This is a genomic window from Anaerolineales bacterium (genome assembly GCA_015075625.1).
Classification (GTDB): domain Bacteria; phylum Chloroflexota; class Anaerolineae; order Aggregatilineales; family UBA2796; genus UBA2796.
Map to the genome: position 1 here is coordinate 705,067 of JABTTZ010000001.1, position 18,824 is coordinate 723,890.

At 56.9% G+C, this 18,824-nt stretch carries 13 protein-coding genes; 9 read left to right on the forward strand and 4 right to left on the reverse strand.

Going from position 1 to position 18,824, the window contains the following annotated elements; translation table 11 throughout:
• Positions 1–47 precede the first annotated feature (47 nt).
• Positions 48–362, reverse strand: a complete 315-nt coding sequence (locus HS103_02965) for a metal-sulfur cluster assembly factor (GenBank protein MBE7511764.1) — start codon at positions 360–362, stop codon at positions 48–50.
• Between the two features lie 166 nt (positions 363–528).
• Here HS103_02965 and HS103_02970 point away from each other — a divergent pair, with 166 nt between their 5' ends.
• Positions 529–1,746, forward strand: coding sequence for a hypothetical protein (locus HS103_02970; protein MBE7511765.1), 1,218 nt, complete (start codon positions 529–531; stop codon positions 1,744–1,746).
• A gap of 422 nt (positions 1,747–2,168) precedes the next feature.
• Here the strand turns inward: HS103_02970 and HS103_02975 are convergent, their stop codons facing one another.
• Positions 2,169–4,310 (reverse strand): CHAT domain-containing protein, encoded by a 2,142-nt coding sequence (locus HS103_02975; GenBank protein ID MBE7511766.1) that lies wholly within the window; start codon positions 4,308–4,310, stop codon positions 2,169–2,171.
• A gap of 164 nt (positions 4,311–4,474) precedes the next feature.
• On the opposite strand from HS103_02975, the gene HS103_02980 reads away from it, so the two are divergent.
• The 6 genes from HS103_02980 (at position 4,475) to HS103_03005 (ending at position 13,272) form a co-directional block, all read left to right on the forward strand.
• A complete protein-coding gene (locus HS103_02980) occupies positions 4,475–6,619 on the forward strand; it encodes a hypothetical protein (protein MBE7511767.1) in 2,145 nt (714 codons plus the stop codon).
• Entirely contained in the window at positions 6,616–8,964 is a 2,349-nt protein-coding gene (locus HS103_02985) for an ATP-dependent helicase (GenBank protein MBE7511768.1), read from the forward strand. Before HS103_02980 ends, HS103_02985 begins: the two co-directional genes overlap by 4 nt.
• A 6-nt stretch (positions 8,965–8,970) precedes the next feature.
• On the forward strand, positions 8,971–9,699 hold the full coding sequence (locus HS103_02990) for a protein-L-isoaspartate(D-aspartate) O-methyltransferase (GenBank protein MBE7511769.1): 729 nt from the start codon (positions 8,971–8,973) through the stop codon (positions 9,697–9,699).
• Between the two features lie 390 nt (positions 9,700–10,089).
• On the forward strand, positions 10,090–11,022 hold the full coding sequence (locus HS103_02995; GenBank protein ID MBE7511770.1) for a pyruvate dehydrogenase (acetyl-transferring) E1 component subunit alpha: 933 nt from the start codon (positions 10,090–10,092) through the stop codon (positions 11,020–11,022).
• A 16-nt stretch (positions 11,023–11,038) separates the two neighbouring features.
• Positions 11,039–12,019, forward strand: a complete 981-nt coding sequence (locus tag HS103_03000) for an alpha-ketoacid dehydrogenase subunit beta (protein ID MBE7511771.1) — start codon at positions 11,039–11,041, stop codon at positions 12,017–12,019.
• A 2-nt stretch (positions 12,020–12,021) separates the two neighbouring features.
• Positions 12,022–13,272, forward strand: coding sequence for a 2-oxo acid dehydrogenase subunit E2 (locus HS103_03005; protein ID MBE7511772.1), 1,251 nt, complete (start codon positions 12,022–12,024; stop codon positions 13,270–13,272).
• Between the two features lie 207 nt (positions 13,273–13,479).
• On the opposite strand, the gene HS103_03010 is transcribed toward HS103_03005, so the two are convergent.
• A complete protein-coding gene (locus tag HS103_03010) occupies positions 13,480–14,625 on the reverse strand; it encodes a site-specific DNA-methyltransferase (protein ID MBE7511773.1) in 1,146 nt (381 codons plus the stop codon).
• Between the two features lie 57 nt (positions 14,626–14,682).
• Positions 14,683–15,708: a ribose-phosphate diphosphokinase gene (locus HS103_03015; GenBank protein ID MBE7511774.1), complete on the reverse strand. Its 1,026-nt coding sequence runs from the start codon at positions 15,706–15,708 to the stop codon at positions 14,683–14,685.
• A 199-nt stretch (positions 15,709–15,907) separates the two neighbouring features.
• Between HS103_03015 and ftcD the strand changes: the two genes are divergently transcribed.
• Entirely contained in the window at positions 15,908–17,545 is a 1,638-nt protein-coding gene (gene ftcD, locus HS103_03020; GenBank protein MBE7511775.1) for a glutamate formimidoyltransferase, read from the forward strand.
• Positions 17,546–17,548: 3 nt separating this feature from the next.
• Positions 17,549–18,571, forward strand: coding sequence for a M23 family metallopeptidase (locus tag HS103_03025; protein ID MBE7511776.1), 1,023 nt, complete (start codon positions 17,549–17,551; stop codon positions 18,569–18,571).
• Positions 18,572–18,824 lie beyond the last annotated feature (253 nt).

Here is an 18,824-nt window from a genome sequence, read left to right on the forward strand (position 1 = left end):
CTCCTCTGTCCTAGATGGCAAGAGGAGCGGGATATATCGCTGAATTCCTAATAGAACAAGCCCCAATCTTGGGCAACGCCTTCCTCCATCATCGAGGGGTCCCATAGTTCTGGGCTGAACTCAATGGTCGTCGGGACGCCCGTTGTCTCTTGGACGCACATCCGTGCCTGTTCCAAAAGCTGCGGACCATAAGGGCAGAACGGCGTTGTCAGGATCATCTTCACATGGGAACGATCCGGGTGGAGGGTTACCTCGCGGATCAAGCCAAGCGCAACAACATCCAACCCAATTTCGGGGTCAATAACATTGCGCAACGCTAAAAGGACATCCGCCTCGGTTAAGGGGCTGGTGGGTGCGGTCATCAGATGCAATCCTTTTTTCAGATGATTATCTCTATTATCGCACAGGATGCGCCAAATCACTACACCTGAACGCTGCCAAAATATTCAGAAATGATGAACGTTCCGACTCCCCACCGAATATTCCTCTATACTTTGCAAAATGCCCAAAGACAAGGGACACCTTTTCATGATACGGACATTCATTCGGCTGGCAGCGGCATGGATCATCACCGTAGGGGTTATCGCCCTGAGCAGCAGTGTGGGCGTGACAACCGTTCACGCCGGGGATTCCTCAAAAATCACCATTCTTGAAGAAACAACAACGAGTGTTTTCCGTCGCTATGTGCGTTTTGACCTTCACGCACGCATTGCCGAAGGGCGTATCGTCAAAGCACGGATCATCTACCAGACGCGGGCGACAGGCGGCAGCACCGCTTTCCGTGTCACGGATTTTACCCCCGGACAAGAGGTTACTCTCAGTTATCTGTGGTACACCCGCTATGAAACAACCCCACCCTTCCAAATGATCACTTATCGATGGGAACTTCAAGACGACACCGGGCAGATTTATCTCACCCCTCGCCAAAAGGCTGAGATTACCGATACCACCCGCGATTGGCAGAGCCTTAACGTCGAAGGCATTACGGTCTATTGGTACGATCAAGACGCGGCGTTCGGGGAATCCCTTTTGGAAGCGGCACAGGCGGGTTATACCTTTGTGAAAGAGCGAACCGGCTTTACCCCTGAAGACGATCTGCGCATTGTTGTCTATAACGATTTTCGGGCGTTCTGTTCCATCTTTACCCCCGGTATGTGCCTTGATTGGTACGCCGGGGTTACCTTTGGCGGAGTCACCGTCCAATGGCTGATCCCTGATGAGCGTGATTTTGTGATTCGGCAGGTTGTCCCCCATGAGCTTGCCCATGCCTTCCTTAACGATTGGCTAGATGGAAACACGGATAACGTCCCTCGCTGGTTCAACGAAGGGCAAGCAACGAACAACGAGTTAGAAGGCATTGATGAGGAAATTGAACGCGCCCGCCAACTGGCGATGATGGGCAATCTGGATCGCTTGCCCATCTTGGATCGGGTGGCAATTCAGGGGCGGGATAGTTCGCTAAAAACCGCAAATTGGTATGCCCAATCTGCCTCGCTGGTGGCATTTCTCTATGAACAATGGGGCGCCGATAGTTTGGGAAAGATTATCGAGCGTGTCCGCACCGGGGAAAAGTTTACGAAGGCATTGGCTGATCATACCGGGTTGACCTTGGAGGAATTTGAACTTGCGTGGCGTGAGTGGTTAGGCGTGACCACCCCGCCGCCCACCTTGCAAGTGACACCGACCTTAAACATCATTTTCCCACCAACACCAACCTATGAACCGACGCCCATGAAGCGCCCCTAAAGGCAGCCACAGGGAAAAGGCGGGTGAGACGCACGCCGCCGATCTCATCCGCACCCCTGTAAGGCGTGTCCGTAATTAGAAAAAGGACATCTGCCAAGAAGGGATAAACTCAAAAGTGACCAACTTGGCTGTGTTGACGGTTTTGGGTCAGAACCCCTATCCCCCCGGTTACTGCGCAGCAGTCGCCTTTCCCCGTACACAGGGAAAGGGGGAGAGAGTCCTTGTCTCTATTAGGGGGTGGGGGGCAAGCCCCGAAGGGGTGGTTACTTCTAGCCCGCTGCTTTAGCGGCGGGCGCACACGGACGGCGATGGGCGCAAGGCATGGCGCCCCTACGAGAATGAGGCTGCCAACAGAGCCTAGACACCTCAGCGCTTTGGCGTCTCTCTTAGGCTAACCTCTTTGCGGACACGCCTTATAGACCCTACTGAATTACCCGTGTCAGGGACAAAACCACCGCCGCTGCCCCCGCTGGCGGGCGGAACACCAAGCGGGCTAAATCAAGCTGTCCCGCCGGAGCGCTGATCGTCACCGTGTTTTCCCCGTCAGGGTTGACGCCCCCCGCCTCAACCTGCACCGTTTGGCGGCTGGTGACGCTTCCATCCCCGCCAAGCATCTCTAATGCATACTCGCCCGCCGCTACAGGGGCGAACGCCACCGTCACGGCAATGATTGAAGGGGTATCCTCAACGGCATTCAAGAGGAATTCAAGCGGTGTCGTTTCGCAGCCGGGCGTCCCTTCGGCAGTGCCAACGACCAAGCGCGGCACATCGCGGGCGCTGATTGCCGCCCGCACAACGGCAGCCGCGCACGCCCCCTCACCCTGCGCACGGGGGAGGATGCCCCACCGTTCAAAGACTGCCGCTGGCAACACACCCGGTTCAATGAGATCGCCGTTGGGAGCATTGGCAAAATCAACGACAAACGCTTCTTTGCCAAGTTCCACTGTTCGGTTTTGGAAATTGTTAAAGATATTCGTCTCTGGAATGGCATTATCAAAATTCACCCACGCCGTTGTGGTGAACGTCCCCCACCATGAAAAGCGGTAATTCGTGATCACCGTTGTGCTAAGACCCGGACTAAGGTTCAAAACCTCGCCGCGCAAGGTTGGTTCGGGGTTTGTTTGGGGATTCGTGGCAAACCACACCCAGGAAAACTTTCCCGAATCAGTCTTGCCCCGATTTTCAATCTTAATGGCAATTGTCGCTTGCTGACCCGGATTGGGGTTAGGTGGCAGGAAACGCACGCTCGAAACGACCAGATCAACATCAATTTTCCCTCCCGGTGGGGTGGGCGTTAGGGTAGCGACGTTCACATTGGCGGTTGGGGTTGGTGTGTCTGCCGGGGTACGTCCGGCGGCTAAGATGAATACCGCTACCGCAACGATGCCCATGACGCCAAGCAGGGCGAGGATCGGCGCACGCATGAGGACATCACGCACACCGCCGCCAACAGTAACCCCACTATCCATCCGTTTGGGGAACAGCACCCCCGATGCTGCCCGCAGATACAAGACGGGCGTCACCCACTCAAGGGTGTTCATCCCGCTGCTAATTGCCCGCCGTCCCTCGGCAACCGCTGCCTCAATGGGGTAGCCTTCCGAGAGGGCGCGGTAAAACTCCCCGGCAAAAAGGCGAGAGGCAGTGTCGCTGATCTCGAACTGCATAGCGACCACGGACGGAATCCCCCGTGTGACGATGCTAGAGGCAACTCCGGCAAAGGGGTCATCTTGATTGGAACGCGCCCCCTGACAAGCATTTATGACGACAAGCCGGATGCTGTTTTCTTCGCTCAGTTCACGGGCAAGCGCTTCTGCGCTCACGGGTACGGCTTCCCCGCTGCCGGCATCCTCAAAGGCAAGCATCCCTGCTTGCGAACGCTCATCAAAGGCGGCGTGACCGATGAAATGAAACACCTGAAAGGCGGTTCGTTCTCGAAGTTTCCGCTGAAGGGCGCTCAGATTGGCATCATCAACACGCACCAATTCGAGTAGCCCTCGCGCTCTCAGGTCGTTTGTCGCCGTAACAAGCGCTTGCCATTCCGCTTCTACATCAAGTTTATCAAGGTCTTTCGGGGTAGAAATCAAGACGAGGACACGTAAGGGAAGGGTGACCTCCACCAGCGGGCGGACGGTGAGTAAGCGTGGATAGCGCACCAATGGCGTCTGCCGAGAGAGGACAAGGTAATCGCTGTTGGGGTCGCGCATAAGCTCCCATGGGAGCAGTTCCAGTGACTTGGCGTTTTCCAAGCCAAGTTTGATCCGCAGTCCGCGTTCGCCCGCTTCTTTTAGGCTGTTGAAATAGGCGGTATAGACGCGCCCGGTGAAGATCAGCCCAAAGAGTTTTTCGCCAAAGGTGCGGGCAACCTTTGCCGCCGCGCCGCGTGAGATTTTGGGGTTACTGCCATCAAGGACGCCAATAACCTCGGCAATCTCCGCCTCCGTCAGCGTATAGGCGACCTCCACCGCCACCGACCCCGCCGGAGAATTGACCACAGTCACCCGCAGTCGTTCGGGACTTAGGATGTCGATATTCAGTTCAAAATCGAGGTAATCCCCTGCGGGCATGTCAGCATCTCCCGTGCGTATCGGGTGTCATAAGGGTTGATTTTAGGTTAAGACAAGGGATGTGTCAAAAGCAGGTGGGGTCGGGTGTAGGCGAATCCTACGCTTTCTGGTACAATGAGCGAACGATTGTGCTAGAATGATCCCACACTGATGAGGACTCCGGTTTGAGCGATTTCCTCAGCTACCATGACGATGCTCGTCTTGACCGCCGTCTGTTTCTCAGCGGTGTTGCCGGGACGGGAAAGACAACCTACGCCACGCAGCATCTTCTCCGTTGGTTAGAACGTGGCACGCCGCCCGACACGATCTTGATCCTTGTCCCCCAAGTGACTCTCGGACGCCCCTATCAAAAAGCCCTGCACGATTCCACCTATGCGGGGGGCGCGGTGCGCATCCTCACCTTAGCCAGTTTAGCGCGGGCGCTGATTGAGGTGTATTGGGGATTGATCGCTGAAAAAATGGGGTTTGCCGATCCTGCCCGCGAACCGGTCTTTTTGAATGTTGAAGCGGCGCAATATTATATGGCGCGGGTGGCTGCGCCCGTCATTGGCGATGGACGCTTTGGTGCGGTGAATGTTGCCCCACAGCGCATCCTCTCTCAGGTATTGGACAACCTGAATCGGGCGGCAATCACCCGCTTTCCGGTGGATGAGATTGCCGAGCGACTGATCGCCGCATGGGGTGAGGAGCGCGATAAAACCCGCCCAAAGGTCTACGAGGCAGCGCGGGAATTGGCAAATGCCTTCCGCACCGAATGTCTGACCCACACCCTGCTTGATTTCTCGCTGATGATGGAGGCGTTCGCCGCGCACCTCTTGCCAGACCCACACGTACAGGCATTTCTGCGCAATACCTTTCGGTACGTGATCGCAGACAACGTAGAGGAAGACAGTCCGCTTGCCCATGATTTTCTGCTGTGGTTTCTCCATCCCGAAAAGGGCGGCGCACAAGGGGCGTTGATCATTTACGACGAGGACGGCGGCTATCGTAATTTTCTCGGCGCGGACCCCGACAATGCTGCCCAGTTGGAAACCGTCTGTGAGGAGAAGATCGCCCTCCGCCAGTCGTTCATCATGTCGCCGCCGTTGGTCGCGCTTGGCGGGGCGTTTAACCGCGTGATGGGGGATCGCTTTGAGCCGACCCCAACCGATGCCCTCCCTGAATCCTTCAGCCTCGGCACGCGCCGTTTCTATCCACAGATGATCGATTGGGCAGTAGAGGAGGCAATCGCGCTGGTGAAAGCTGGCGTCCCCCCCCGCGAGATCGCCATCCTCGCCCCCTACCTGAACGACTCCCTTCGTTTCTCCCTCGTCTATAAATTTGCAGAGCGGGCGCGGGCAGAGGGTGTTGACCTCCCGACGCTCTCCCACCGTCCCTCGCGGGCGTTGCGTGATGAGCCGGTCACCCGCGCTTTATTGACCTTTGCCGGAATTGCCCATCCGGGGATGGGCTACCTCCCCCCAACAGAAGATGTTGGGGATGCTCTTTCCCAAGCCGTTGACGGGCTTGATCCTGTTCGGGCAAGGCTTTTGGCGGATATTGTCTACCGCAAAAAAGATGGTGTGGCGTCTTTTTCCCCCTTCGCCAAGATCAAAGCCGATGTCCAAGAGCGGCTCACCTACACGGCGGGCGAACGCTTCGATCTCTTGCGCGAATGGCTGGATAGCTATCAGGCACAGTGTGAGATTGAGGGGCGCGTGCCGGTGGATCATTTCTGGCGGCGGCTGTTTGGGGAAGTCCTCTCCCAACCCGGCTATGGCTTTCATGGTGATTTAGAGGCGGGGCGGATCGCTGCCCAATTGATCGACTCTGCACAAGGCTTCCGGCGCGTCTTGTATCCCGGGACGGACTGGGATTGGGATCAGGTTGGCGGGGAATACATTGGCTTTGTGAACGCCCGCTTGCTGCCGGCGCTGTTTCCGCAAAGCTGGCAAGATGAAGACTCCAACGCCCTGTTCATCGCTCCAGCGTCCACCTTCCTCATGCGCAATCGCTATGTCGATTACCAATTTTGGCTAGATGTGGGCAGCCCCTCGTGGTCAGAGCGTCTGGAGCAGCCGCTGACGCACCCTTACGTATTGCGGCGGGATCGCCATCTCGATCAGGTTTGGACGGATGATGATGAAGACGACGCCCAAACAGGGGCGCTCTACAAGATCATCATTGGGTTGGTGCGCCGCTGCCGGAAACGAGTCTACTTCGCTTTAGCCGATTTGGGCGAGAGCGGGCATGAGCAGCGCGGCTTATTTTTGCGGAAGTTACAAGCGGCGCTGCGGGCGGGAACAAATGAGGAGGCGGTGGACGAATGACCCAACCCAAACGCACCTCTAAACCGTTCTTCCGCAGCGGGCAAAAAGACATTCTCAGCGCCCCGCGTGGGCGGGTGGGCGTCTCTGCCGTGCCGGGCAGCGGCAAGACGTTTACTCTAACACACCTCGCGGCGACGATCATCGAACGTATGGCGGATCAGGCGGCAAAAGGCGGCAAAAAAAGCGCCGCCATTGGCGATCAAGAAGTTCTGATCGTCACCTTTGCCAATGCCGCCGCCAACGCGATCAAGGCGCGGATTGCCGAGATTTTGGGGCGCAAGCGCGATATTCTCCCCCATGTTGGCTACCGTGTGCGCACGCTGCACGGGCTGGCACATGATATTGTGCGCGAACGTCCGGCGCTGGCGGGGCTGGCGGATGATTTTCAGATTGTGGACGAACGCACCAGCGAAAAACTTCTGAGCGAGGTCGTCACTGCCACCTTACGCACTTCTGGCGCTGATCTTTTGCGGCACTATATTCATGGTGATCATGAGGCGAATATCCCTCGCCTGCTGAGCAATGATGCCCACGATCTATTTGTCCAAATCGCCTTGCGCTACATCGGGCGGGCGAAAGACCGCGAACTGACCCCCGCCGATCTGCGTACCGCCCTCGCTGCGCATGGCGATGATCCGGCGCGGCTGCCTTTGGCACGTTTTGGGCTGGAAGTCTATGAAAATTACCAACGTGGGTTGCAGATGCGCGGGGCGGTGGATTTCAACGATTTGGTACGGATGGCGCTTATGGCGCTGCGCACCGATGCAGGCTACCTTGCTCGCCTCCGCGCCCGCTATACGGCGATTCTCGAAGACGAGGCGCAAGACAGCAGCGCCCTCCAAGAGACGCTCATCCGCCTGCTTGACCCCGCTGATTATTGGGTGCGCGTTGGCGATCCGAATCAGGCGATCAACACGACCTTTACCAGCGCTGATCCGCGCTTTTTGACCCGCTTTCTGGATAGCCCACAGGTGAAGGCGTTTCTACTCCCAGAGGCGGGGCGTTCGGCGGCATCTATCCTTGACCTTGCTAATGAACTCGTGCGCTGGACAAGGGACGATCACCCCGTCCCTGAGCTGCGCTCCGCCCTCCGCCCACAGCAGATTGTGCCAACAACGCCCAATGACCCGCAGCCCAACCCCCCGGTGAGCGAGTCGCAGGTGTTTATTGCCTACGAACCGGGGCAAAAAATTACGCCAGACCGCGAACGGGAACTGATTATCGCCTCGCTCCAACGTTACCTACCGGAAAACCCAGAGCGGACAATTGCCTGCCTTGTCCCCGAAAACGCGGGCGGGTTCAAACTGAGCGAAAAGCTCCATGAGGCGGGTATTCCCTATGAAGAACTTCTGCGCAGCACCAGTACCACGCGGGAAACTGCCGCCCGCCTCCGCACTGCCTTAGAGTTCATCGCCACCCCTGCCAAAGCGAACGGGGCGGAAAAACTAGCCGCGCTCTACCGTGATTACTGGTTTCCCCGTAACTTCGGGGCGGAAAATGATCACCCCGCCGAATATGATCTGTGGCGGGATACCCTCGTGAAGGGCTTTAACGCCTGCCGTCGGGTGGAGGCGTTCATCGCCCCCCCGCCGGATACCTCGCCGCTAGAGGCGATCAGCTTTCCCTACGATGTGGCGACGTTGGACGCGCTTTACCATGACGATCTAGAGCGCTTCCGGGCAACGATGGCGCGTTGGCTGCGGGCAGCCATTCTGCCCATTGATCAACTCGTCTTGACCATTGGGCAAGATTTATACTCCGAACCGGCTGAGATCGCACTCTGCTACAAAATTGCTCATCTCTTGGGCGGTGTCGCCCGGAACGACCCCACCGCCCGTCTGTCGATCTTCATCCAAGAGCTAGAGAAGATCAGCAAGAATGAGCGAAAATTCATCGGCTTTGAAGACACTGCCGAGGGCTACCAGCCGAAACCGGGCGTTGTCACGGTGGCGACGATGCACGCGGCGAAGGGGTTGGAGTGGGATCGTGTCTACCTGCTTTCGGTGAACAATTACAGTTTTCCCTCCCGTCAGCCTTATGATCACTACATCGCGGAGCGGTACTACATTCGCGATTCGCTCAATGTCGAGGCGGAAGCGCTCCAACAATTGACCTGTCTTGTGGAAGGGGCTGCCTACTATGAAGGGGCGGCGACCGAGCAAGCACGTATTGACTACTCGGCAGAACGGCTGCGCTTGCTCTATGTGGGCATTACACGGGCAAAGCGTGACCTCATTGTATTGTGGAATGTGGGGCGCTTTCATCATCGGGGGGCAGATCGGGAACAACAACCCGCCCTCCCATTGATGGCGTTGTGGGGATTCATGGAAAAGCGGCGGGGTTAGCGTGCCATGCCTGATGAGCCGGTTGATTCCAGTGATCCGACCTCTGCGATTGATCCTGATTACGACGCCCTGCGCGAAATCATGATTGCGACCCAGATCAGCGAGCGAGGAATCACCGATAAACGGGTGTTGGAAGCCTTTCGCCAGACGCCCCGCCATGACTTTGTTCCCCTTGCGGTGCGCCGGAATGCCTATGCCGACTACCCGCTGCCCATCGGTGAAAACCAGACCATCAGCCAGCCCTACATGGTTGCCGTTATGTTGGCGCTGCTCGCCCTGCGGGGGGGGGAGCGCGTCTTGGAGATTGGGGCGGGGTCGGGCTATCAAACCGCCCTGTTGTGCCACCTGTGCGGGTATGTGTATGCCATAGAGCGCTTTGAAACGCTTGCCACAAATGCTGCCGAAACCCTTCACCGCCTCGGCTATACGAACTTCACCATGTTTCATGGGGATGGCAGCGCCGGCTTGGAGGCATATGCCCCCTACGATGTCATTATTGCCGCCGCCGTCGCCCCTCGCGTGCCGCAGCCGCTCATCGATCAGCTTGCTGATGGCGGACGCCTAATCATGCCAATTGCGGCGGTTCACGCCCTCCCCTTTGGGCGGCGACGGAAAAACCCGGGCAACGATCAAATTTTAGTGGGTGTCGTGCGGCGCGGGGCAGACTATCTCCATCAAACATTCGGAGGTGTGCGCTTTGTGCCGTTAGTGGGGAAACACGGATTCAGAGAGTAAACCAAGCCTTACACCGTTGACTTGTGTATTCATAAAAAGGGGAGATTGTGAGGGGATGTCCCTCACAAAACGACTCTCCCTTCTCCCACAAGGGGCGAAGGGGGTTGGGGGGATGAGGGCTTCGATGTAATCGCTAAACTGAATGAGGTGGGTACACTGCGAAAGCTCTATTGGTACATTGGCACATGAGCCGTGCGGCTCATTGGCACAGCCCTCACCGCTGTGGTACATTCATGGGAAGATTTTTCCGAATTCCTGAGCAAACGATTAAGGGAAAACTGCGGCGGCAGGGAATTTGCCGTCGTTTTGGTGTGTCCGATTGGCGTGCTATTTTTGGAAGGGAGCGCCGTAACCATTATGGCTGATCTCACCCTAGATCAGAAGTTGGAGATGTACCGTCAGATGGTGCTGATCCGACGCTTTGAAGAACGCTGCGAAGAGCTTTACGCCCAAAAGCGGATCGGCGGCGTCTATTTGCACCTTTACAATGGGCAAGAAGGCACAGGTGTCGGGGCGCTTTCTGCCCTGCGTCCCACCGATCATGTGATCACCTCGTACCGCGATCACGGCATTGCTTTGGCAAAGGGCGTGGATGCCAACCGCCTGATGGCGGAGATGTTCGGCAAACGCACGGGTGTCAGCGGCGGTAAGGGCGGCTCTATGCATTTGGCAGATCGCTCCAAAAATATGTGGGGTGGGTATGCCATTGTCGGGGGGCATTTGGCGCTGGCGGCGGGCATTGCCCTCACCGCAAAATACACAAACAGCGGCGAAGTGATCATCTGCTTTATGGGCGATGGGGCGACGAACAACGGCTATTTTCACGAGTCGTTGAACCTCAGCGCCGTGTGGGATTTGCCCGTCGTTTGGGTTATCGAGAACAATTTCTATGGCATGGGAACGCCCATTGAGCTTTCCAGCGGGCAAACGGAACTCCATAAACGCGCCATTGCCTATGGAATGCACGATATGGGGCGGGTCGATGGCATGGATGTGCTGACAATGTACGATGCCTCGGTAGAGGCGGTTGCTTACGCCCGCGAGAAAGGACCCGTCCTCATCGAAGCGATGACCTACCGCTACAAGGGGCATGGCGTCTCGGATCGCAATTATCTGAAGCGAGAGCAAGAGATGGCGCTTTACAAAGAGCGCGATCCAATCACCCTGCTTGGCGATCACCTTAAGGGACTTGATTCGCAGGTGGCAACCACATTAGCACAGTTTGCCAGCAACGCCCATGAAACGGTAGAGGCAGCGATCCGCTTTGCGGAACAAAGCCCCGACCCCACCTATGACGATTTAATCAACCACGTTTACGCCTAAAGGGGATGCGGGGATTATGGCAGAGAAAGTAATGCCCATGCGTGAGGCGCTGCGTACCGCCTTGCGTGAAGAAATGATTCGGGATGAGCGCGTCTTTGTGATGGGGCAGGAGGTTGGCGCGTGGCAGGGGACGCACCGCATCACCGCTGGCTTTTTGGATGAATTTGGCGAACGCCGTGTGCGCGACACGCCAATCAGCGAGATGGTTATTGCCGGAGCAGCCGTTGGTTCGGCAATGTCCGGGCTGCGCCCTGTTGCCGAGATCATGACGATCAATTTTGCCTTCATCGCTATGGACGCCATTGTGAACCACATGGCGAAAATACGGTACATGTTCAACGGACAGTTTAAGGTGCCGATGGTCTTACGCTGTGCCACAGGGTGGGGGATGCAAGCCACTGCCACGCACTCCGCCACCCCAGAGCCAATTTTTGCCCACTTTCCGGGGCTTTATGTGGGCTGCCCATCAACCCCGCGTGATGCAAAGGGTATGTTGAAGGCATCCATCCGCGATGACAACCCTGTGTTGTTCACCGAGGTGATCGCCCTCTATGGAAAACCGGGACCCGTCCCCGAAAACCCAGAGTTCGTCCTGCCCATTGGGCGCGGTGAGATCAAGCGCCCCGGCAAGGATGTGACCATCGTCACCTTTGGGCGCGGCGTGGAGTGGTCGCTAGAGGCGGCAACGGAACTGGCAAAAGAGGGCGTTGACTGTGAAGTTCTCGATCTGCGTTGGCTGCGTCCGCTCGATCTAAACCTTGTCTTTGAGAGCTTTAAAAAGACAAATCGCTGCGTGGTTGTTGAAGAATGCTTGCCCTTCTACAGTTTCGGCAGCGAGATCGCCGCGCAGATTCAGGATAACCTCTTTGACTACATGGATGCGCCCGTCAAGCGGGTCAGTTCTATGGATGTGCCGCTGCCGTATGCCCACGATATTGAATTGATGGCGCTGCCCGATGCCAAAAAAGTGATCGCCGCCGTGAAAGAGGTGTTGTAGCCATGTCGGAACAGGTGAAAATGCCGCCCCTCGGCATGAACATGGAACAAGGGACATTTCTGAACTGGGTGAAACAAATTGGAGAGACGATCCAGCAAGGTGAGGTGATCGCGGAGGTGGAAGCGGATAAGGCGACCATCGAGGTGGAAGCGCCGCTTGGCGGGGTCTTGCTCCAAACAAGTGTCAACCCGGGTGATACAGTCAACGTGGGACAGGTGATTGCCGTTGTGGGGGCAGCGGGCGAACGCGCTGCAAGCGCTCCAACGCCTGCTCCGGCGGCGGCTGGTAGCCCTTCGGTTGGTGCACCTAGTACACCGAGTGCGCCCGCTGTTGAAGAAGATGCTGACCTCCCCGGTGGCGTGCGGGCGACGCCGATTGCCCGAAACATTGCCGCCGAACGCGGAATTGACCTGAAATTGGTGAAGGGGACGGGACCGAACGGGCGGATCACAAAAGCGGATGTGGAAAGCTACACGCCACCCCAGAGCGCCGCTCCCGCGCCGGCTGTGGCGGTGGTGACGACAACGCCGCGTCCGGCGCAATCCCTTGTTCCCCCTTCCGGAGCGGGGATCACCGAAGAACCGCTCTCGCGGATGCGGGTGCGGATTGCCCAACGAACGACAGAGAGCAAGCAGAACGTCCCGCATTTTTATCTGACCATCGAGATCGACATGGCGGCGACGGTTTCCCTGCGGAAGTTCATCAACGAAGAACTCCCCGACGATCACAAGGTGAGCGTGAACGACATGATTGTGAAGGCGGCGGCGCTGGCGCTGCGGCGTTTCCCGAACCTGAACAGCCATTTCTATGGGGATAAGATCATCCGCTATCAGAATATCAACGTGGGCATTGCTGTCGCGCTCGATGGCGGCGGGTTGATCAACGTTGTGGCGAAAAACGCCGACAGCACGCCGATCTCGCAGTTGGCGGCACGCAACAAGGTGATGATCGCCGGAGCGCGGGTGGGCAAGGTAAAGCCGGAAGATTTGGAAGGTAGCACCTTCACCGTCAGCAATTTGGGTCCGTATGGGATTGAGCATTTCGAGGCGATCATCAACCCGCCGGAAGCGGCAATTCTTGCCGTCTCAGCGGCGAAGGAAGTCCCCGTTGTGATCAATGGCGAGATACGCATTGGCAGCCGCATGAAGGCAACGCTCAGCGTCGATCACCGTGTGAGCGATGGGGCGGAAGGGGCGCAGTACCTCAACGCCCTGAAGGAACTGCTGGAAAACCCCATGAAGCTGCTGCTGTAACCTAGGTTCTGTTGACCGTTTTGGTTCAGAAGCCCTATCCCCCCTTTCCCTGTGTACGGGGAAAGGGGGAGAGAGTCCCTCTCTCTGTTTTACAGGGTGGGGGCAAGCCCCGAAGGGGTGGTTACTTCCTAGCCCGCTGCGTTAGCGCGGGCGCTCACGGGCGGCGCGGGGCGCAATGCATTGCGCCCCGCCAAAATTAATTTCACATCAGGGGGAAGACTCTCCCCCTGTTGCCGCAACACCCATCTCCCGTCTGATCTTTTCTCTCAGCGTATCAATAACCTCAAGTTCCTGATCATCCGTCTCAAAATACCAATGTTCCCAACCATTACAGGCGAGCTGGTTTCCAACTTTTGCCCCAATTTTATGGATTGAGCCTCTATCTCCCTCTGGCGTGCGCAGCGATCCATCTGCCAAAACATAGGCGGTTTTATGTTTATTTCGATCTAGGTAAAGTGCCTGACCCGGTAACAACAGCCCATTTTCCAGCAGTGCAGAAAAAGCAATGCGCGGTGCAGAGCGTTTCGTCGCCAACTTTCCTAAAACGCTCTCATCACTCATCAACGGGGCAGCGATGCTCTCCAGCCGTATTTTTGCCCCTTCAATGTAGGCGGGTTCTCGTTCGATACCGATATAATGCCGCCCCAGTTTCTTTGCCACTGCGCCCGTTGTCCCTGTGCCAAAGAACGGATCAAGGATCACATCGCCCGGGTTGGAACTTGCTAAGATAACACGGTAAAGTAGCGCCTCTGGCTTTTGCGTGGTATGTAACTTCTGCCCATTCTCCGTGAGCCGTTCTGCCCCTGTACAAAGGGCAAGTTCCCAATCACTGCGCATCTGCTTGTCTTCATTGGCTGTTTTCATGGCATGGTAGTTAAAGGTGTATTTTTTTTGGTCTTGGGATTTTTTGCACCAGAGCAGCGTTTCATGGGCATTCGTAAAGCGCACCCCGCGAAAATTCGGCATGGGGTTTGTCTTTACCCACACCACGTCATTCAAAAACCAGTAGCCCAAGTCCTGAAGGATCGTCCCCACCCGATAGATGTTGTGGTATGAGCCAATGACCCAGATCGTTCCTGTATCTTTCAAAACACGTCGGCAGGCGCTCAACCATTCGCGGGTAAACTGATCGTAGGCGGCAAACGTATCGAACTGATCCCAGGCATCATCAACCGCATCCACCTCTGTAAGGTTCGGGCGATAGAGTGTGTTTTGCAATTGCATGTTGTAGGGTGGATCAGCAAAGATCAGATCAATGGATTTCTCAGGGAGTGTTGCCAAAATCGTGCGATTATCCCCCTGATAGAGGCAATCTACGGAGAGCGCTGATGGCGTTGATTTGACAGGAATCATCGCAGGTTTACGCCTCTCCATGGGGGATATATAGGATACTTGAATGGTAGGCAGAACTCACTCGTTGAACAGTTCCCCTACGCTGCGTCCCTCATGCGCTCGCTTGATTACCTCGGCAATCAGCGGGGCAACACTCAGAATCGTCAAATTGGGCAACTTCTCAATCTTTGCCGCGGGAATCGGCAGCGTATTCGTCGTCACAATTTCCTGAATCGGCAGCGCTGTCAGGCGCTCTATCGCCGGACCGCTCATCACCGCATGGGTGAAGGCAACATAGACCTCCCGTGCGCCATTATCAAGGGCGACCTGCACAGCGTTGGAGAGCGTACCACCCGTGTCACATTCATCGTCAATGACAATTGCCGCCTTGCCCGCCACCTCCCCAATCAGGCTCATCACCTCTGCCTGATCGCGGTTGCCGATGCGCCGTTTCTCCACGACGGCAAGGGGCATATCCAGCCGTGCCGCGTAGTTGCGCCCCCGTTTGGCAAAGCCCAAATCCGTGCTGAGGACAACGCCATCCTCAAGGCGTTTTTCCGCGAAATAATCGCTAATCAAATGGAAGGCAGTCAGCGCATCGCCCGGGATGCTGAAAAAACCCTGAATCTGCGGCGCGTGGAGGTCAATCGCCATGTAGCGATCTGCGCCAGCGACTTGGATCATGTCTGCCAGCAGACGCGCTGTGATCGGCACACGGGGCTGATCTTTCTTATCGCTGCGCCCATAACTGAAATAGGGAATCACCACATTGATCCGCCCCGCCGAATCCCGTTTGAGGGCGTCTAGGGTGATCAGCATCTCCATGATGCTATCGCTGACGGGGGCAGACATTCCCATGATGTAGTAGACATCTTGCCCGCGCACCGATTGCATGAGGCGGACGAAAATATTCTCATTGGAAAACTTGATCACCTCATGTTCACACAGAGGGATGTTCAGATAGTCAGATACCTCTTGCCCAAAGGGAACGTAGGTTGAGCCAGAGATCAGTTTTATATCCCCATACTGACCGGGTGGGGGGTTATCTGGCGAACTACCGGGGGCATAGATGTACTTTGTACCGGGAATTTTACGTGATTTCATGGTCATAGGTATCACCCCTCCACACAATCATTTTGTGGTGAACATGAGTCTAACGCAAGGATGCAGTGAGAACAATGTGACCCCCATGAGCAAATGAAAGGGGGTTTCCCACCGTTCGCCCAACGCTCCCTCACCATCCAAACCCCTTATGTTATACTTTCCCTCCGCATTTTGAGTTACAAAATTAGGAAAATGACCCGTGCCGACCCCGCCTATTCATCCGCCAGTTGATGCCCTTGTTGAATGTGTTCCCAATTTTAGTGAAGGACGCCGCCCAGAGGTGGTTCGCGCCATTGTTGAGGCAATGACCACCACCGCCCCCATTATCCTGCTCGATCACAGCAGTGACGCCGACCACAATCGCACAGTGGTCACTTTTGTGGGGACGCCAGAAGCGGTAGAGGCTGCTTCCTTTGCCGGAATCAAAACGGCTGCGGCGTTGATCAACCTTGATCAGCATGAGGGACAGCACCCGCGCATTGGGGCGACGGATGTTGTCCCCTTCATCCCCATCCGCGAGGTGAGCATGGAGCAATGTATTGCCATTGCCAAACGGTTAGGGGCGCGGGTTGCCACAGAATTAAACATTCCTGTCTATCTCTACGAGGCGGCGGCAACCCGCCCAGAACGTGAAAACCTTGAAAACATCCGACGTGGCGAATACGAGGGCTTGAAAACGGTCATCGGCACAGACCCCAACCGATTCCCCGACTTTGGCAAGCCGGAACTTGGCGCGGCGGGGGCAACGGTGATCGGCGCACGCGCCCCGTTGATCGCCTTCAATGTGTACCTCACTACCGCCGATGTACGCATTGCCCAACAGATTGCCAAAGCGGTGCGCATGTCCAGCGGCGGCTTGCGCTTTGTGAAAGGGATGGGCGTCCTTGTGGAGGGACGGGCGCAGGTGTCGATGAACCTGACCAATTATACAAAAACGCCTATTCACCGCGTGGTGGAGATGATTCGCAGCGAGGCACAGCGTTATGGGGTGGGCATCGCCTATTCCGAACTCGTGGGGTTGATCCCTGATGATGCGCTGATCGACGCCGCCCAATGGTATTTGCAGTTGGATGCCTTCGAGAAACGGCAGTTGTTGGATCGTCGTTTGGCGGCGGCACATGCGGCGGCGCATCCCCGCCCCGCCATAAGCGAACCTCCCATCCCTGAAGATGCCACTCGGCTTGCTCAACCAACGCTCGGACTTCCCCCGGTGGAGGTGGCGCCCGATGGGGTGAGCCGCTTTGTCAGCGAGGTTGCCGCAGGGACGCCCGTCCCCGGTGGCGGTTCGGTGGCAGCGCTGGCAGGAGCGTTGGCAGGGGCGCTGGCGGAGATGGTTGCCCGCCTGACGGTGGGCAAGAAAAAATATGCCGATGTCGCCCCGGAGATGGATACTATAGTCCTTTCCGCACAAGGCTTGCGCGGAAAGCTGCTATCCGCTGTCCAAGATGACTCTGACGCCTATCGCGCCGTCATGGATGCTTACAAATTGGACGCTATGCATCCAGCGCGTGAGGGGGCAATCCAAGCGGCACTGGAACGGGCGGCACATGTTCCCCTTTCGGTAATGCGCTTGGGGCTGGAAATCATGCGGCTGGCAAGAACCGCCGCCGAAAAGGGAAACACCAACGCGGCTACCGATGCCGGCGTCAGCGCTTACATGGCGCTGGCGGGGATCGAAGGGGCGGCGCTGAATGTCCGCGTAAATGCCCAGAACCTTACCGCAGCGGGGCGGGCGGATGCGCTGCGGGCGGATGTCGCCGCGCTCTTGAGCGAAGCGCGGGGGATGATCGGCGTCATTGTGGCGGCGGTGGAAGGGCGCACGGGGTTAAAAAACTAAGCGATGCGTCGTACCCTCATCAGCATCCTTCTCGTCGGCTGTGTGGGAATCGCCCTCTTGGGGGCGCTTCCTCCCGCCTATGCTCAAAACAACGAGACAAACACCCCATTTCCAACCAACACCCCCCGCCAGCGGGCAACCCCCTCGCCCACCTACACCCCGCCGCCGACAGTCACCCCCGCCCCCACGACGATTAGCACGCTAATTCCGGGCGGCTTTGGGGGAGCGGATGCCACCTGGACGCCGCTCCCGCCCACCGAGTCAAACGTTGTGGAGGGTCATTTCCTCTTTCGCCGTCCCTTCAGTGACGACCTGATCACCTATTGGGCGCGGAACTACGCTTATGGCTCAACCAGCAACGGCAATTTGCGCGTCCATCACGGGCTGGATTTTCCCAACCCTAGCGGCACACCCGTCCTCGCGGCGGCAGATGGCGTCGTCTATTGGGCGGGTGAAGATGTGACCACCTTGTTTGGTCCTCAGCCCGATTTCTATGGACGGCTGATCGTCATTGAACACCCTTTTCAGTATGTCGGCGGCATCAAAATCTACACGCTCTACGGGCATTTGCGCGATGTGAATGTCACCGTTGGCGAAACAGTGACGGCGGGGCAGGTGATCGGTTATGTTGGCTCAGCGGGGATTGCCGCCGGAGCGCATCTCCATTTTGAAGTGCGGACGGGCGAACCGGAAAACTATTACGCTACCCGCAACCCCGAATTGTGGCTTGCCCCTTACCCAAATACGGGCGTCGTCGCTGCGCGGGTCATGGATGTCAATGGGACGCCCCTTCAGGGGGTGATGGTTGAGGTCAAGTCGCCCGGCGTCTACCAGCAAGCGTGGACGTATACGGGCTTTAATGTGAACGGCGATCTCGGCTTCAACGAGAATGTCACCGTCCCCGATGTGCCTGCTGGCTACCACACCCTAACGATCACCGGGGCGGATACAATTCTCCGCTATCGGCGTATTGTTTATGTGGAGGCGGGCAAAGTCACCCTTGTCACGATCAATATCCAGCCCTGAGACTTGCTATGATCTGGCTTATGCCCTAGTCGTCTATCAGGAAGATAACCATAGAAAGAGACGACCCTCATCCCCCTAACCCCCTTCTCCCTGTGAGAGAAGGGGGAATCACATTTTTGAGGGGGCGTCCCCCTCGCCCGCAGCATTTCTCCCCTTTCCCTGACTACGGGGAAAGGGGACGGGGAATAGGGGTTTTTTAGAAATTTTCTTGGTGGTCTACTAGCCCGCCTGATATATAGTCCATGCTAAATTG

Excerpts from the sequence above, each read along its gene's own strand:
- HS103_03015 (MBE7511774.1), bottom strand. The coding sequence starts at position 15,708 with ATGAAATCACGTAAAATTCCCGGTACAAAGTACATCTATGCCCCCGGT.
- HS103_03025 (MBE7511776.1), top strand. The coding sequence starts at position 17,549 with ATGCGTCGTACCCTCATCAGCATCCTTCTCGTCGGCTGTGTGGGAATC.
- HS103_02975 (MBE7511766.1), bottom strand. The coding sequence starts at position 4,310 with ATGCCCGCAGGGGATTACCTCGATTTTGAACTGAATATCGACATCCTA.
- HS103_02985 (MBE7511768.1), top strand. The coding sequence starts at position 6,616 with ATGACCCAACCCAAACGCACCTCTAAACCGTTCTTCCGCAGCGGGCAA.
- HS103_03010 (MBE7511773.1), bottom strand. The coding sequence starts at position 14,625 with ATGATTCCTGTCAAATCAACGCCATCAGCGCTCTCCGTAGATTGCCTC.
- HS103_02965 (MBE7511764.1), bottom strand. The coding sequence starts at position 362 with ATGACCGCACCCACCAGCCCCTTAACCGAGGCGGATGTCCTTTTAGCG.
- HS103_02995 (MBE7511770.1), top strand. The coding sequence starts at position 10,090 with ATGTACCGTCAGATGGTGCTGATCCGACGCTTTGAAGAACGCTGCGAA.
- HS103_03005 (MBE7511772.1), top strand. The coding sequence starts at position 12,022 with ATGTCGGAACAGGTGAAAATGCCGCCCCTCGGCATGAACATGGAACAA.
- HS103_02970 (MBE7511765.1), top strand. The coding sequence starts at position 529 with ATGATACGGACATTCATTCGGCTGGCAGCGGCATGGATCATCACCGTA.
- HS103_02990 (MBE7511769.1), top strand. The coding sequence starts at position 8,971 with ATGCCTGATGAGCCGGTTGATTCCAGTGATCCGACCTCTGCGATTGAT.
- HS103_03000 (MBE7511771.1), top strand. The coding sequence starts at position 11,039 with ATGGCAGAGAAAGTAATGCCCATGCGTGAGGCGCTGCGTACCGCCTTG.